This is a genomic window from Duganella violaceipulchra (assembly GCF_019166075.1).
GTDB lineage: Bacteria > Pseudomonadota > Gammaproteobacteria > Burkholderiales > Burkholderiaceae_D > Rugamonas > Rugamonas violaceipulchra.
Genome location: NZ_JAHTGR010000001.1, coordinates 121797 through 138421, shown reverse-complemented (window position 1 = coordinate 138421; position 16625 = coordinate 121797). Strand labels below are relative to the sequence as shown.

At 66.8% G+C, this 16625-nt stretch carries 10 protein-coding genes; 5 read left to right on the top strand and 5 right to left on the bottom strand.

Going from position 1 to position 16625, the window contains the following annotated elements; genetic code table 11:
* The first annotated feature begins 95 nt into the window (after window positions 1-95).
* From KVP70_RS00545 to KVP70_RS00530, 4 genes are all read left to right on the top strand, one after another.
* Window positions 96-1064 (top strand): ArsR/SmtB family transcription factor, encoded by a 969-nt coding sequence (locus tag KVP70_RS00545; RefSeq protein WP_217940078.1) that lies wholly within the window; start codon window positions 96-98, stop codon window positions 1062-1064.
* 317 nt (window positions 1065-1381) lie between these two features.
* Window positions 1382-4111 (top strand): TonB-dependent receptor, encoded by a 2730-nt coding sequence (locus KVP70_RS00540; protein ID WP_217940077.1) that lies wholly within the window; start codon window positions 1382-1384, stop codon window positions 4109-4111.
* An 87-nt stretch (window positions 4112-4198) separates the two neighbouring features.
* Window positions 4199-5710: an RICIN domain-containing protein gene (locus KVP70_RS00535; protein ID WP_217940076.1), complete on the top strand. Its 1512-nt coding sequence runs from the start codon at window positions 4199-4201 to the stop codon at window positions 5708-5710.
* Window positions 5711-5821: 111 nt separating this feature from the next.
* Entirely contained in the window at window positions 5822-6751 is a 930-nt protein-coding gene (locus KVP70_RS00530; RefSeq protein ID WP_255575690.1) for a Gfo/Idh/MocA family protein, read from the top strand.
* Window positions 6752-6757: 6 nt separating this feature from the next.
* On the opposite strand, the gene KVP70_RS00525 is transcribed toward KVP70_RS00530, so the two are convergent.
* The 5 genes from KVP70_RS00525 to KVP70_RS00505 form a co-directional block, all read right to left on the bottom strand.
* Complete coding sequence (locus KVP70_RS00525; RefSeq protein WP_217940075.1) at window positions 6758-7897, bottom strand: ABC transporter permease; 1140 nt, start codon at window positions 7895-7897, stop codon at window positions 6758-6760.
* Between the two features lie 2 nt (window positions 7898-7899).
* Window positions 7900-10635 (bottom strand): ribosome-associated ATPase/putative transporter RbbA, encoded by a 2736-nt coding sequence (gene rbbA / locus KVP70_RS00520; protein WP_217940074.1) that lies wholly within the window; start codon window positions 10633-10635, stop codon window positions 7900-7902.
* Window positions 10632-11705 (bottom strand): HlyD family secretion protein, encoded by a 1074-nt coding sequence (locus KVP70_RS00515; RefSeq protein WP_217940073.1) that lies wholly within the window; start codon window positions 11703-11705, stop codon window positions 10632-10634. Before KVP70_RS00515 ends, rbbA begins: the two co-directional genes overlap by 4 nt.
* Entirely contained in the window at window positions 11702-13189 is a 1488-nt protein-coding gene (locus KVP70_RS00510; protein ID WP_217940072.1) for an efflux transporter outer membrane subunit, read from the bottom strand. The genes KVP70_RS00515 and KVP70_RS00510 overlap by 4 nt, the downstream gene beginning before the upstream one ends.
* 148 nt (window positions 13190-13337) lie before the next feature.
* Window positions 13338-14741 carry a bifunctional enoyl-CoA hydratase/phosphate acetyltransferase gene (locus KVP70_RS00505; protein WP_217940071.1) on the bottom strand — a complete coding sequence of 468 codons (1404 nt, stop codon included), beginning with the start codon at window positions 14739-14741 and terminating at the stop codon, window positions 13338-13340.
* Between the two features lie 127 nt (window positions 14742-14868).
* Here KVP70_RS00505 and KVP70_RS00500 point away from each other — a divergent pair, with 127 nt between their 5' ends.
* Window positions 14869-16617 carry a PHA/PHB synthase family protein gene (locus KVP70_RS00500; protein WP_217940070.1) on the top strand — a complete coding sequence of 583 codons (1749 nt, stop codon included), beginning with the start codon at window positions 14869-14871 and terminating at the stop codon, window positions 16615-16617.
* The last annotated feature ends 8 nt before the right edge of the window (window positions 16618-16625 follow it).

Genomic DNA, 16625 nt, shown 5'->3' with positions numbered 1-16625 from the left:
CGACGCGGTATCATGCGATATCGCTCACGCGGGCCCTTCGGGACGCGTTGAACCAACAAAGCAATTCATAACAATTCATAACAAGAGGGTGCAACATGGATGTTGTAAGTCGGGCCTTGCTGGTCGAAGGAGATGCGGTTTTGCCGCTGGTGAAAGCCTTGTCGTCGGAAACCCGGCAGGCGATGCTGGCTTTGTTAACCCACAAGGTGCTGAACTTGTCGGAGCTGGCGGCGACGATGAACCTGCCGCATTCGACGGTGAGCTTCAACGTCAATCAACTGGAGGCGGTCGGCCTGGTGGTGGTGGAGACCGAACCCGGCACGCGCGGCATCCAGAAGCTGTGTTCCAAACGCTACGACGAAGTGCGCATCCGCCTGCCCGGCGCGGCGGTCGAGGCGGAGCAGAACACGGTCCAGATCAGCATGCCGATCGGCAGCTACCGCAGCGTCGAGGCCAGCCCCACCTGCGGCCTGGTCAGCGAGACCAAGATCATCGGCATGCTCGACGATCCGCGCTCCTTCTTCGAGCCGGAGCACGTCAACGCCCAGTTGCTGTGGTTTGGCGCAGGCCATGTGGACTATGCCTTCCCTAATAATGTGCCGTACGGCGCGGTCACCACCGAGCTGTCGCTGTCGATGGAGGTTTGCTCGGAGGCGCCTAACTACAATCCCGACTGGCCGTCCGATATCACGCTGTGGATTAACGATGTCGAAGTCGGCACCTGGACCTCGCCCGGCGACTTCGGCGGCAAGCCGGCGCTGCTGACGCCGTCGTGGTGGCAGATCGAAGGCACGACCTACGGCGTGCTGAAACAATGGAGCGTCAACGAGCGCGGTTCGATGATCGACGGCGTCTCGCTGGGTTCGACCTCGATCGCCGACTTGAACCTGGCGCAGGCCAACCACATCCGGGTGCGCATCGGCATCAAGGAAGATGCGCGCAACAAGGGCGGCCTGAATCTGTTCGGCCGCAAGTTCGGCAACTACCCGCAGGACATCGTGATGCGCCTGGGATTTGAATTCCCGGCCGGCGCGCCGGTGCCGCCGCCGGGTACCCTGGGCTAATGCGAGCCGATCCGTAACGTTTATCCAACAACTTTTGTTGTTGCTAAGGGGCTTCGGCCCCTTTATTTCATGTTGTTTCCATATTTGTCGCAAAAATAGTTGATATAAAGCTGAAATCCCTTCACTATTACAACGTTACTTGGGGCAAATGCCGCTTAATCGCAAAGATACTTGTTGTAATTGCCCGCCCTTAACGAATATTAAAGCGATGACGCGCCGTGCCTGGCAGCAAGGCATCCGGTATCGGTAGCTCAACCAAGGGCATACCGGATCAGCACGGACGCAGTCATCCGATTCCAAATAGTGGAGACAATGATATGCATCAGTTCAAGAGGACCCCGATCGCCGCTGCACTGCTGAGCGTACTGGCAGCAACGCCGGCGCTGGCACAGGAACAGGCTGCGGCCGACAATACCGTCGTCGTTTCGGGCATCCGTCAAAGCGTGCGCAAGGCCGAGGACATCAAGCGCACCGCCGACCAGGTGGTCGATTCCATCAACGCCGAAGACATCGGCAAATTCCCGGATCGTTCGGTCGGCGAAGCGCTGCAGCGCATTCCCGGCGTGCAGGTCGGCCGCAGCGCCAGCCAGGTTGACAGCGTCCTGATACGTGGCTTGCCGGACCTGGCCACCACCGTCAACGGCAACGAGATCTTCACCGGCGACGGCCGCCGCCTGTCGTACCAGGATCTGCGCATCGAAGGCGTGGCCGGCCTGGACGTGTTCAAGTCGGCCACGCCGAACCAGCAGGAGGGCGGCATCGCCGGCCTGATGGACGTCCGGCTGCGCAAGCCGTTCGACTTCAAGGGCCTGAGCGCTTCCGGCTTCGTCGACGGCGTCAACACGCATCCGCGCGGCAGCGGCGCCAAGGCCTTTACCGATCCGTCGCTGGGCGGCCTGGTCTCCAACCGTTGGAAAACCTCGTACGGCGATGTCGGCGCATTGCTTGATGCTTCCTACGTCAAGGACCGCTTCGTCAATCCGGTGCAGTGGTTCGCCGAACCCGGTGGCCCCGGCCTGTGGGCGGTGCGCGCCGACGGCACCGCCTACCGCAACGATCCGGGCAATCCAGACCTCGCCGCCGAGCAGGCCAAGGGCGGCGCCACCACGGCGGCAGTGATGCCTTTCCCCGGCGGCGTCTACAACTCCGGCGAGCGCGAGCGCCAGCAACTGCACGGCGCGTTGCAATGGAAACCGAGCGACAAGCTGGAGCTGGACAGCCAGGCCATGTACATGGGCTATCGCAGCCGCAGCGCCGAAGATTATCTGTTCTCGGTGGCGCGGGAAGGTAACAAAGCCACCAATGTGGTGATCGCGCCCAGCGGTCCATACTGCGCCACCAGCCGCGGCCAGGCTTGCCCGATCGCTTCGGCCGACGTGCTGCCGTATGGCGACGGCACCGCGCCGTACACGGCCAGCAGCACCCAGGCCCACCAGCAGAAAACCGATACCGCCTATTGGAGCCTCGGCGGAAAATACAAGGATGGCGACTGGCAGGTGACGTCCGACCTGGCGTTCACGTACTCCAAGTTCACCGACGACCGCATCATCGTCGATCAGAGTTTGCCGTTCGCCACCGTGCATGTGGTGGGCCTCGACAGCGGCGGCCACGGCGGCTTCACCGCGTCGACGCCCGGCCACGCCAACGCCCTCAACGATCCTAGCCAGTATGTGCTGCGCGGCTTCTTCCAGTCGTGGGGCGAGAGCTCGGGCCGCCAGGTCCAGTGGCGCAACGACGTCAGCTACAAGGTCGGGCAGGGCTTCATCAACAAACTGGCCGCCGGCATCCGTCTGTCCTCGCGTGATGCCGAGTACCACGGCAACGAAGGCGGAGCCGATACGCCGGGTGGTGCGCGTCCGGTGCCGGTCAGCGTGTTCGGCCCGTCGTTCAACGATGTGGTGCCGGGCGTCGAGCGCCTGGGCGGCGCCTTCGCTACGCCGTCGCAGAACTTCCTGCTGGATAGCCGCGACCAGGTGCGCAAATACTACGGCCAGGCGGCCGGCCGCCTGGCGGACGATCCGAACCGCCTGTTCAAGCAGACCGAGAAAAACCTCAGCGCCTACGGCATGGCCAACTACGGCTTCGATATCGGCAGCGTCGGCGTGTCCGGCTTGGCGGGTGTGCGGGTCAGCCGCGTGCAGCGTGATATCAATGGCAACAACCGCATCGGCGATGCGATCAGCAATGTCGACATCAGCACCACGCACACCGATGTGTTGCCAAGCATAAGCGCCAAGGTGGATTGGGCCACCGACTGGATGTCGCACATCGGCTGGGGCAAGACCGTGACCCGTCCCGACTTCGCCTCGCTGAACCCGGCCCTGTCGCTGACGCCGCCGTCGATCAACCGTCCCGGCTACGGCAGCGCCGGCAATCCCAACCTGAAGCCGGTGGAATCGAAGTCCTTCGACATCACGCTGGAGCGCTATTTCGACAACAACGGCTACGTCTCGGTGGCGTACTTCGACCGCCGCATCGATGGCTATCTGCAACCGTTCCAGCAGGTGGAGAACATCAACGGCCTGCCGTACACGGTGACCCGCCCGCAGAATGCCGGCAAGGGCAAGCTGCACGGCTATGAACTGTCGGCGCAGAAGTTCCTGGACTTCCTGCCGGGCGCCTTGAACGGGCTCGGCGTGCAGGCCAACTACACTTACATCACCGGCACCACCGAGACCGCCAACACCCTCGGCGGCAGCGACTTCACGGTGACGCCGCTGATCAACGTGGCCAAGAAGAACGCCAACGTGGCGCTGATCTACGAAAAGTTCGGCGTCAACGGCCGCCTGGCTTACACGCATCGCGACAGCTATGTCGAGTCGCTCAACAACGGCGGCATCCAGCTGCCGCCGACCAACGTGGTGCGTCCGCGTAACCAGCTGGACCTGTCGCTGGGCTACGAGATCACTCCGCACCTGTCGATCCAGTTCAACGCCTGGAACCTGCTGAAAGCCTCGTATGAAAGCTATAGCGGCTACGAGAGCTTCCCGCGCGACATCCGTTACGATCCGGCCGTGTACTCGCTCGGCCTGCGCTTCAAGCTGTAATCCTGTTCCGACTCATCCAGTGTAGTACTTTCGCAGGGAGCTCGCTCCCTGCTTTTTTCGCATGCACAAAAAGATGGAGACCCGCACATGAAGACCCGCATTCTCGCTTTGCTGCTCACCTTGTTCTGCTGGCTGGACGCCGGCGCCGCCGTCACGCTCGGCAACCAGACCTCATTCTACCCGCGCATGTTGCGGCTCGCTTCCAACGGCCATCTGCTGGCCAGCTTCGACTATGGCACCACCCAGAGCACCATCTGGGATAGCAGCAACAACGGCGCCAGCTGGACCCAGATCGGCACGCTCAGCCTGTCGGACCCCGGCCATTGCTGCAGCGGCCTGTATGAAATGCCGCAGGCGGTCGGCGGCACGCCCAAGGGCGCGCTGCTGTGGAGCACCTCCACCACCAACGGCGGCACCCACACGATCAAGCTGTACCGCAGCACCGACCAGGGCCATAGCTGGAGCCTGCTGTCGACGCCGGTCACCGGCGGCACCGGCGTCTGGGAGGCCGAGTTCGCGGTCGACAGCAGCGGCCGGCTGGTGATGTACTACTCCAGCGAGGAGTACAAGGGCAGCGGCTACAACCAGCTGATCGCGCACCGCATCTCGAACGACGGCGGCGTCAGCTGGAGCGGCGACACCATCGACGTCGGCATCAGCGACGGCAATGTGCAGCGGCCCGGCATGCCGCTGGTCGCGCGCCTGCCCAACGGCAGCTATGTGATGACCTATGAGGTGTGCGGCGCGTCCAATTGCGAGGCCTTCATCCGCAGCTCTAGCGATGGCGTTAACTGGGGCACGCCGTCCAACCTGGGCACGCGCATCGAGTCCAGCTCCGGCAACCACTTCACCCAGACGCCGACGGTGCGCTGGTACAACGACGGCAGCACCAACGGCCGCCTGCTGGTCACCGCCATGGTCCTGCGCCGCAACGCCGACAACAGCATCGCCGCCGGCAACGGCCAGACCTTCATGTACAACACCAACAACGGCAACGGCGTCTGGACCGAGGGCGCGACGCCGCAGAAGGCCGCCACCACCGGCGGCAGCGACGTTTGCAATGGTTACACCAGCCAGCTGCTGCCATCCACCGATGGCAGCCAGTTGTACGAGCTGGTCAACGTCGGCTGTTCGATCAAGTTCGCCAGCGGGCCGATGGACAACCCGGTCGCCAGCGGCGTCTATACGGTCATCTCGAAAAACAGCGGCCTGGCGCTGGACGTCAACGCCTGCTCGACCGCGGCCGGCGCAAACGTGCAGCAATGGACTCCGAACGGCGCCAACTGCCAGCGCTGGAATGTGCAGAACAATGGCAATGGCGACTATGTATTGACCGCGATGCAGAGCGGCCTGGCGCTCGATGTGGACGCCTGCGCGACGGCCAACGGCGCCAATGTCCAGCAATGGACGCCGAACGGCGCCGCCTGCCAGGCATGGCGTCCGGAACCGGTCGGCGACGGTTATTTCCGCTTCGTCTCCAAGAACAGCGGTCTGGTGCTGGACGTCAACGCCTGCTCGGTCGATGCCGGCGCCAACGTGCAACAATGGCAATGGCTGGGCGGGGATTGCCAGCGCTGGAAGCTGCAACCGTCGCCATAAAGTCATCGGACATTCCATTTCGGTATGTTTGTGGCGATAAAAATGATTGGTTAAGCTGGCCTCGTTCGTCGTAGCATGGTGGCGAACAAGCCCCCACTTTATGAAAGACAGATGATGTCAGCAATTAAACTCGCGATCGTAGGCGTCGGCAAGATCGTCCACGACCAGCACCTGCCCGCCATCGCGGCCAACCCCGATTTCCAGCTGGTGGCCTCGGCCAGCCGGCATAACATCGTCGACGGCCTGCCCGGTTTCAAGTCGATCGAGGAGATGCTGGCGGCCGTGCCTGGGATCGACGCCGTGTCGCTGTGCATGCCGCCGCAGTACCGCTACCAGGCTGCCCGCGTGGCGCTGGCCGCCGGCAAGCACGTGTTCCTGGAAAAGCCGCCGGGTGCGACGCTGTCCGAAGTAGCCGACCTGGAGGCGCTGGCCGCCGCCAAGAGCCTGACCCTGTTCACCAGCTGGCACTCGCGCTACGCGCCGGCGGTGCAGCCGGCCAAGGCTCACCTGGCCGCGCACGCGCCGACCGCCATGCAGGTCATCTGGAAGGAAGACGTGCGCCAGTGGCACCCGAACCAGGAATGGATCTGGCAGGCCGGCGGTCTGGGTGTGTTCGATCCTGGCATCAATGCGCTGTCCATCGTCACCGAGATCCTGCCGTCGCTGATCTTCCTGAACCGCGCCACCTTGGAGTTCCCCGACAACCGCGACGCGCCCATCGCCGCCGAACTGCACTTCCAGGATGGCGGCGGGATGCCGGTGCACGCCGTCTTCGACTGGCGCCAGACCGGCAAGCAAAGCTGGGACATCGTGGTCCAAACGTCGGATGGAGAGCTTAAACTGGGCGACGGCGGTGCGCGCCTGTGGGTGCACGGCGTCGAACAGCCACTAACCAAGGAAGCCGAGTACCCGTCGCTGTACCGCCGCTTCGCGGGCCTGGTCCGGGAAGGGCGCTCGGACGTCGACGTGGCCCCGCTGCGCCATGTGGCCGACGCCTTCATGCTCGGCCAACGCAAGGTGGTCGACGCCTTCCACGACTGACGCCGTTCAGGCCATCTGCCCGATGGTCTTGCGGAAGCGCCGCAGCGACAGCGCGAACAGCACCGCGCCGATCGCCACCAGGGCCAGCATCTGCGGCCAGATCACGCTGAAGCCGGCGCCCCGGTACAGGATGGCCTGGGCGGCCGCCACGAAGTGCGTGGTCGGCGCGGCCAGCATGATGTCCTGCACCAGCACCGGCATGCTTTCGCGCGGCGTCGAGCCGCCCGACAGCAATTGCAGCGGCAGCAGCACCAGCACCAGCAGCATGCCAAATTGCGGCATGCTGCGCGCCAGCGTGGCGAGGAAGATCCCCATCGACGTCGTGGCGAACAGGTGCAGCGCCGTCACCAGCACGAACAGCGCGATCGAGCCGCTGATCGGCACGTGCAGCGCCCCCTGCACGATGAACACCAGCGACGCCAACGCCGCCAGCACCACCACCGTCCCCATAGCCCACACCTTGGCCAGCATGATCTCCATTGGCGTCACCGGCATCACCAGCAGGTGCTCGATGGTGCCGTGTTCGCGCTCGCGTATCAGCGCGGCGCCGGTCAGGATGATGGACAGCATGGTGACGTTGTTGATGATCTCCATCAGCGATCCAAACCACGACTGCTCCAGGTTGGGATTGAAGCGCATGCGCAGGTCCAGCGCGACCGGCGGCGCGGCCGCTTCCTGCTGGCGGCGCAGGAAGTCGCCCACCTCGGCGCCGACGATCTGCTGGATGTAGCCGTTGCCGGTGAAGGCCTGGCTCATGCGCGTGGCGTCGATGTTGAGCTGTATCGTCGGCGCCCGCCCCGCCAGCGTGTCGCGCTGGTAGTCGGGCGGGATGGCCAGCACGAAGGTGTAGTTGCCGCTGTCCAGGCCAGCGTCGGCCTGGGCGGCGCTCACCAGCGACGGCGTGCGGAAGTGCGGCGGATAGAAGCCGGCCGCGATCCGCGCCGACAAGGGCGAACCATCCAGGTCGACGATGGCGATGGCGGCGTTGTTCAGGCTTTCCGGCATCGCCGTCGCCGCCACATAAATCGACAGCGAGAAGGTGTAGACGATCAGCACCAGCATGGCCGGGTCGCGCAGCAGGCTCCACAACTCCTTGATGCCGAGCCGGTAGATGTGCGCCACGCGCGTGTGAAGTGAGATGCGCATGTTCAACGCTCCTGTTTGTCGAGCAGCAGCGCCGACAAGGTGAGGATCACCGGCACCGCCAGCAGCAGCGGCCACAACGAGCCGCCCAGCTCAGCGAGCCCCAGCGCCTTGTTGAACACGCCCCGGCTGATGGTCAGGAAATGGGTGGCCGGGTAGATGCGGCCGATCAGCGCGCCGATGCCGGTCAGGCCGGACACCGGATTGAGCAGACCGGCGAACTGCACGCAGGGGATGATGGTGCCTATCATGGTCACGAACAGCGCGGCGATCTGGCTTCGGGTGAAGGTCGAGACCAGCAGGCCAAGCCCGGTGGCGCAGATCACGTACACCAGCGCCGCCAGCGTCAGCGCCAGCAGGCTGCCTTTGACGGGAACGCCGAACACGGTGGCCGCCAGCACCGTCAGCAGCGCGAAGTTGAGCATGCCCAGCGCGACGTAGGGCACCTGCTTGCCGAGCAAGAATTCCAGCCGCGTCACCGGCGTCACGTACAGGTTGAGGATGGAGCCCAGTTCCTTTTCGCGCACCACCGACAGCGCGCTGAGCATGGCCGGGATCATCATCAGCAGCATCGGGATCACGGCCGGGATCATGGCCGGCAGGCTCTTGACGTCGGGGTTGTAGCGGTAGCGCGTTTCCAGCGTGCCGGAACCCGCCAGCTTCATGCCCAGCCGGTGCTGCGCCATGTCGGCCAGCCAGCCCATGTGCATGGCCTGCACATAGCCGCGCGTGGTCTCGGCGCGCATCGGCATGGCGCCGTCGACCCAGGCGCCGACCGTCACCGGGGCGCCGCGTTGCAGGTCGCGGCCGAAGCCGGGCGGGATCTCGATCGCCAGCGCCAGTTCGCCGCTGCGCATGCGGCGGTCCAGGTCGTCGTAGTCGGCCAGCGGAGCGCGCTCGATGAAGTAGCGCGAGCCCGACAGGTTGAGCGCATAGTTTTGACTCAGGCCGCTCTGGTCGCGGTCGAGCACCGCGTAGGACAGGTTCTCGACGTCCATGTTGATGCCGTAGCCGATGATGAACATCAGGATCGCCGTGCCCAGCAGCGCGAGCGTGGCGCGCACCGGGTCGCGTCGCAGTTCCAGCGTTTCGCGCAGCGTGTAGCTGTAGGCCCGCTGCAGGCTGCGGCGCCAGCCGGCGCGCGGCGCGGCGGCCACTGCGGGCGGCGCCGGCGCCTCGGGCGGCGGCGCGACATTGCCGGCCGCTCCTTCCAGGTAGGAGATGAAGGCCTGCTCCAGGGTGGCGACGCCGCGCAAGGCCGGCAGCTGCGCCGGCGCGGCGCTCACCAGCACGCGGCCCGCGTGCATCAGCGAGATGCGGTCGCAGCGTTCGGCCTCGTTCATGAAGTGGGTCGAGATGAAGATGGTGACCTGGTCGTTGCGGGCCAGGTCGATCATCAGGCGCCAGAACAGGTCGCGCGCCACCGGATCGACGCCGGAAGTCGGTTCGTCGAGGATCAGCAGTTCCGGCTTGTGCACCATGGCCACCGCCAGCGACAGGCGCTGGCGAACGCCCAGCGGCAGCTGTTCGGGCAGCGTGTCGAGCGCGCCGGCCAAGCCGAAGCGCTGCGCCATGTCGGCCACGCGGCCCGCTATCTCGGCCTCCGGCACGCTGAACATGCGCGCGTGCAGCACCAGGTTTTGTTCCACCGTCAGCTCGCCGTACAGCGAGAACGCCTGCGACATGTAGCCGACGCGGCGCCGGGTCGCCATGTCGTTGGCATCGACAGCGCCGCCGAACAGCAGGGCGCTGCCCTCGGTGGCCGGCAGCAGGCCGGTCAGCATTTTCATCGTGGTCGACTTGCCGCAGCCGTTGGAGCCGAGGAAGCCAAAGATCTCGCCGCGGCGGATGCGGAAGTCCACATGATCGACCGCGGTGAAATCGCCGAACACCATCGTCAAGCCCTGCGCCTCGATGGCGATGCTGTCGTTGCCTTCGGCCGGCTGGAACGGCGGCACCGTCACCGCCTGGTGGTCGCCGCGCTTCTCGGCCGGCAGCAGCGCGATGAAGGCTTGCTCCAGCGTCGTCGTGGCGGTGCGCGTGCGCAGTTCATGCGGCGTGCCGGTGGCCAGCACCTGGCCGTCGTCCATCGCCACCAGCCAGTCGAAGCGGTCGGCTTCCTCCATGTAGGCGGTGGCCACCACCACGCTCATGGTGGGGCGCTGGCCGCGGATGTGGGAAATCAGGTCCCAGAACTGCGCGCGCGACAGCGGATCGACGCCGGTGGTCGGCTCGTCCAGGATCAGCAGGTCGGGGTCGTGGATCAGCGCGCAGCACAGGCCCAGCTTCTGCTTCATGCCGCCGGACAGCTTGCCGGCCGGCCGTTGCAGGAATGGCGCCAGGCCGGTGCCGGCGGTCAGTTCGTCGATGCGGTGGCGGCGGCTGGCGGCGTCGTGGCCGAACAGGCGGCCGAAGAATTGCAGGTTTTCCTCCACCGACAGGGTAGGATACAGGTTGCGGCCCAGGCCCTGCGGCATGTAGGCGATGCGCGGGCAGACGGCGTCGCGATGGCGCTTGCTGCGCATGTCGCCGCCCAGCACCGTCACGCTGCCTTGCTGCACCGCGCGGGCGCCGGCCACCAGCGACAGCAGGCTGGATTTGCCGACGCCGTCCGGCCCGATCAAACCGATCATGCAGCCGGCCGGCAGGTCCAGGTCGATGGCGCGCAGCGCGCGGGTGTCGCCGTATTGCAGTGCCACGCCGCGCAGGCCGGCAACGCCGGCCGCCGCGGTGTCGCTCATTGCGGCACCTTGATTTCCAGGTTGGCGGGCCACGGCGTGTTGGCGTCAAGCTGCACCCAGGCCACGCCGGGCAGGCCGGTCTTGACCAGCTTCATGTGCTTCTGCAGCAGCGCCGGATCGATCTGCGCCTTGACGCGGAACATCAGCTTCTGGCGTTCGCTGGCCGTTTCCACCGTCTTGGGCGTGAACTGCGCGGTGCTGGCGACGAAGGACACGCGCGCCGGTAGCACGTACTGCGGCGCGGCGTCGAGCACCACGCGCACCGGCGCGCCCAGCGCCAGCTTGCCGGCCGCCTGTTCCGGCACGAAGAAGGTCATGTAGACGTCGGCCAGGTCGACCAGGTTGAGCACCTTGCCGCCGCTGCCCAGCACTTCGCCGGGCTGGGCGATGCGGTACTGCACCCGGCCGGCGCGCGGGGCCGTCAATGCGCTGTCAACCAGGTCGACGTCGATGCGGTCGACCGTGGCCTGCACCGCCGTCAACGAGGCGCGGGCGCCGCCGGCCTGGGTGCGCGCGGCCTCGATGCCGCTGCGGGCCGCTTCGGCCTGCGCCTTGGCGGCGCGGATCACGGCGCTGACGGAGCGCACGCGGCTGCGGTCGTCGTCCAGCTCCTGTTCCGACGAGGCCCCCTCCAGCACCAGCGTTTCCGAGCGTTTGAGGCGGCGCTGGGCCGCGTCGAGTTCGCTTTCGCGTTGCACCACCAGCGCTTGCGCGGCCTGGTAGTCGCTCTGGCGCACGGCGATCATGGCGTCGGCGCTGGCGACGGCGGTTTGCGCCTGCGCCTGGCGCGCCACCGCTTCGTCGCGCTGGGCTTGCAGCGAGGTCGCCTGCATATGGGCCAGCACCTGGCCGGCGGTCACGAAGTCGCCTTCGTTGACGGCGATGTCTTGCAGGCGTCCGGGCAGCTTGGCGGCGACGTCGATTTCGGTCGCTTCGATGCGGCCGTTGCCGCTGGCGAATCCGGGGCCGGGGCCGGTGGGATGCATGCGTTGCCAGGCGTAGGCTGCACCGGCCACCAGGGCCAGGGCGACGGCGGCGGCGCCGAGTTTGCGTGTCAGGTCAGGAGTCATGTGCGGGGTCGGGGCAGGTAGGAGAAGGCGGCCAGCGGCGGCGCGGCGACGACCGGGTCGCCGCCGAGTGCGCTGTACAGGGCGATGCCGGCGCCCAGCAGGGCGCGGCGCAGCTGGATCAATTGTTGTTCGGCGCTGAGCAGGTCGCGCTGGGCGTCGAGCACGTCGAGGAAGGCGACGGCGCCGCTGTCGTAGCGCAGCTGCGACAGGCGGGCGCGTTCGCGCTGCACCTGCAGGGCGCGTTCGGCGATGGTCACCTGCTGGCCCAGCCAGGCTTGCGCCGACAGCGCGTCGGCGACGTCGCGGAAGGCGCCCTGGATGGTTTTTTCGTAGTTGGCGATGGCGCTGTCGCGGCGTGCTTCGGTCAGGCTCAGGTTCTGGCGCCGGCGGTCGCCGTCGAACAGCGGCAGCGTGATGCTGGGGGCGAAGGTCCACGAGCGGCTGCCGCCGGCGAACAGGCCGCCCAGCTCGGCGCTGGCGGTGCCCAGCGCGGCGGTCAGGCTGACCTGCGGGAAGAAGGTGGCGCGCGCCGCGCCGATGCTGGCGTTGGCGGACTGGAGCTGGTGCTCGGCGGCGACGATGTCGGCGCGCCGCTCCAGCAGCGCGGACGGCAGGCCGGGGGCCAGCGCGGGCAGCTGTTCGGCAAAATTGCCGGGCAAACCGGCGGCCTCGGCGTCCAGCGGCGCCAGCGCGGCGGGGCTGCCGACCAGCAGTTGCAGCGCGTGGCGCTTGCGCTCGCGTTCCTGTTCCAGCTGGCCGGTGAGCGCCTGCGCTTGCAACAGCAGGGTTTCGACCTGCGTCAGGTTCAGGCGCGAGGTCGAACCCACCGCCACCCGGCGCGAGTAGATGCGGAAGCTTTCCTGGCGTGTGGCCAAGGTGCGGCGCGCCAGCGCGATGCGCTGGTCGATTTCGCGCACGTCGAAATAGCCCTCGGCCACGTGGGTGATCAGGGACATGGTGATGGCGCGGCGCGCGGCGTCGCTGGCCAGGTAGTCTTGCAGCGCGGCGTCGCGCAGGCTGGCCAGGCGGCCCCACAGGTCGATCTCCCAGGCGCTCACGCCCAAGCCGGCCTGGTACTGGCTGGTGATCATTTCGTGGCGGGTCAGGCTGAGGTCGGCCGGTACCTGTTGACGCTGTCCGCCGGCCTGGGCCGCCAGCAGCGGCAGGCGGGCGGCGCGTTCGATGCCGTAGGCGGCGCGCGCCTGCTCAACCCGCAGGGCGGCGATGCGCAGGTCGCGGTTCTGCGCCAGCGCTTCGACGATCAGCGCCTGCAGCGCCGGCGACGAGAAATAGCCGCGCCATTCGGGCAGCGCGGCGGAGGCCGTGGCGGTGGCTGCGGGCGCGCCGTACTCGGCGGCCACCGGCAGCGGAGGCCGCGCATACTGGGGCGCCATCGAGCCGCAACCCGGCAGCAGCAGTGACGCGGCGAGCGCGGCCGCTGTCACGGCGGTGCGCGGCCTGGCGAATGGCGCAGGCTGGAACATGGTGAAACTCCTTGAGAAGTGCGGGGTGATGCCGAAAGTCAAGCGGCGAACGCAGTGTACGGCGACAGTCAAGCGCGTGTAATTGATGTAGATCAAAAATCAACAAGTGGACGGCGGCAAGCGGGGGCCGCCGTCCAAGCAGCGGTGCTTAAGGCCGCTGCTGCCGGTAGCGATGGGCCAGCATCAGCGCCAGCGCCGCCGAGGCGGTGCGGGCGGCGGCGTCGTCGGCGCGGCTGGTCAGGGCGATCGGCACGGCCGCGCCGAGCACCACGCCGCAGACGGCGGCGCCGGCCAGGTATTCGAGCTGCTTGGCCAGCAGGTTGCCGGCTTCGAGATCGGGCGCGATCAGGATGTCGGCATGGCCGGCCACCTGCGAGACGATGCCCTTGGCACGCGCCGCCATCGGCGAGATGGCGTTGTCGAAGGCCAGCGGGCCGTCCAGCAGCGCGCCGCTGATCTGGCCGCGCTCGGCCATCTTGCACAGGGCCGCCGCGTCCAGCGTGGACGGGATTTTCGGCGTCACCGTTTCCACCGCCGACAGGATGGCGACCTTGGGTTCGGCCGTGCCCAGCGCGTGCGCCAGTTCGATGGCGTTCTGCACGATGTCGACCTTGTGCTCCAGCGTCGGCTGGATGTTGAGCGCGCCGTCCGAAATCAGCAGCACTTTGTCGTACAGCGGCACTTCGAGCCGGAACACGTGCGACAGGCGGCGCGCGGTGCGCAGCGCCGGCGTCTCCAGCACGGCGGACATCAGCTCATCGGTATGCAGGCTGCCTTTCATCAGCATCTCCACTTCGCCGGCGCCGGCCATGGCGGCGGCGCGCGCGGCTGCCGCATGGCTATGTGGGACATCGACCAGTTCGACGCCGGCCAGCGACAGGCCGGCGCTCTCGGCCAGCGCCCGCAGGCGCTCCTGCGGGCCGACCAGCACCGGCACGATCAAGCCGTGTTTGGCGGCGTCGAGGGCGCCGCGCAGCGAGGCTTCGTCGCAGGGATGGACCACGGCGCAGCGCACCGGCGACAGTGGCGCCGCCGCTTCCATCAGGCTGGCATAATTGGCGTGCACCTGTGACAGACTCAGCGGCGGCATGTGGACCCGCGGGCGGCGCACCTTCTCGCTCGGCGCGATCACCGTGGCGACGCCGGTCAGCACCACGGCGCCGGTCTGGTTCTTGATCTCGCAATCGAGCAGCACGTGTTTCTTGACCGGCTCCTTGGCTGTCACGGTGGCGGTGATGCGCAACTCGTCGCCGATGCGCACCGGCTTGAGGAACTGCAGCGTTTGCGCCAGGTAGATGGTGCCGGGGCCGGGCAGGCAGGTGCCCAGCAGGCGCGAGATCAGCGCCGCGCCCCACATGCCGTGCGCGATCACGCCGTGGAACAGGGTGTGGCCGGCATATTCCGGATCGACGTGGGCCGGGTTGACGTCGCCGGAGACGGCGGCAAAGGCGGCGATATCGTCCTTGCTCAGCGTGCGGCTCAGGCGCGCGCATTGGCCTACTTGCAATTCGTCGTAGGTGATGTTTTCAATAATGTCGTCGGATTCGTTCATGGTAGTGGCTTAGTTGGGCGATGCAGGGCAGTCTAGAGAGCGCGCTCCGGGAAGTATTTGATCCAGATCAAATACTTCGGGGACGCCCCCCAACCATAATCGGTGCATCGTCAAATCGGGAGGGTATGTGAAGACTGCACAGTTGAAAGTTGTTCCGGGCGCCGCGACGCCGTCGCCGGAATCCGAACAACCCGGCAATACGCTCGACCTGTACCTGCGCAGCCAGATGGCGCGGCTGACCGGCGGCGTGTCGCCGATCGCGATGTCGCTGGCGTTCCAGGATTGGTGGCAGCACTTGGCGGCGTCGCCGGGCAAGCGCAGCGAGCTGGCGGCGCAAAGCCTGGCGGCCTTGGCCGGCGTCGCCAAGCCGGTGGTCGAAGATAGCCGCTTCGATAACGCGGCCTGGCGCCAGTGGCCGTTTTCGCAGTACGTGAACAGCTTTAAGCAAGCCGAGCAGTTTTGGGGCCAGGCCACCACCGGCGTGCGCGGCGTGGCGCCGCACCACGCCGAAGTGGTGGCCTTCACCGCGCGCCAGCTACTCGATATGTACTCGCCGTCGAATTATCTGTGGACCAATCCGGAGGTGTTGCGGGCCGCGGCGGCCAGCGGCGGGCGCAGCCTGATCGACGGCGCTCTCAACTGGCGCCGCGACCTGTGCCGCCGCCTGGCGCCGCCGGACATGGCCGTGCCGGAACCGACCGGCTCCAGTTATGTGCCAGGGCAGGATGTGGCGGTCACGCCGGGCCAGGTCATCTACAGCAACGAGTTGATCGAGCTGATCCAGTACTCGCCGCAAACCGAAAAGGTCTACCGCGAGCCGGTGCTGATCGTGCCGTCGTGGATCATGAAGTACTACATCCTCGACCTGTCGCCGCACAATTCGCTGGTGCGTTATCTGGTGCAGCAGGGCCATACGGTGCTGATGCTGTCCTGGCGCAATCCCGACCAGCATGACCGCAACATGGGCATGGACGATTACCTGCAACTGGGCGTGTTTGCCGCGCTCGAGCAGGCCGACCAGCTGGGCGGGGGCGCGCCGGTGCACGCGGTGGGCTATTGCCTGGGCGGCACGCTGCTGGCGATCGCCGCCGCCGCCATCGATTCGGGCGAGCACGGCCAGCACGCCAAGCTGGCCTCCATCTCGCTGCTGGCGGCGCAGACCGATTTCAGCGAGCCGGGCGAACTGGGCCTGTTTATCGACGACAGCGAGCTGGCCTTCCTGGACGCGTTGATGTGGGACCAGGGTTATCTGGACGGCGACCAGATGGCCGCGTCCTTCCAACTGTTGCATGCGCGTGACCTGGTGTGGTCGCGCATGATGCGCGAGTACCTGATGGGCGAGCGCAGCGCGCCGAACGACCTGATGTCCTGGAACGCCGACAGCACGCGCTTGCCGTTCCGCATGCACAGCGAGTACCTGCACGGCCTGTTCCTGCGCAACGACCTGGCGGAGGGACGCTACACGGCGCAAGGCAAGCCGATCGCGCTGTCCGACATCCGCACGCCGATGTTTGTCGTCGGGACCGAGCGCGACCACGTGTCGCCATGGCGGTCGGTGTACAAGATCCACCTGCTGAGCGGTGCGCCGATCGATTTCGTGCTGGCGTCCGGCGGCCACAACGCCGGCATTGTTTCCGAACCGGGGCATGCCAACCGCAGCTACCGCAGCCATCCCGCCAGCACGCAGGCGCAGGCGGCGGGCTACAGCAGTCCGGACGAGTGGTTGAACAGCGCCGAGCGCACCGAGGGTTCATGGTGGCCGCATTGGCAGCAATGGCTGGTGCGTCATGCGGGACGGGAGCGCGTGGCGCCGCCGGCGATGGGCCTGGGCCGGGTGTTGGGTCCGGCGCCAGGCAACTTCGTGTTGCAGCATTGAGGCAGGGC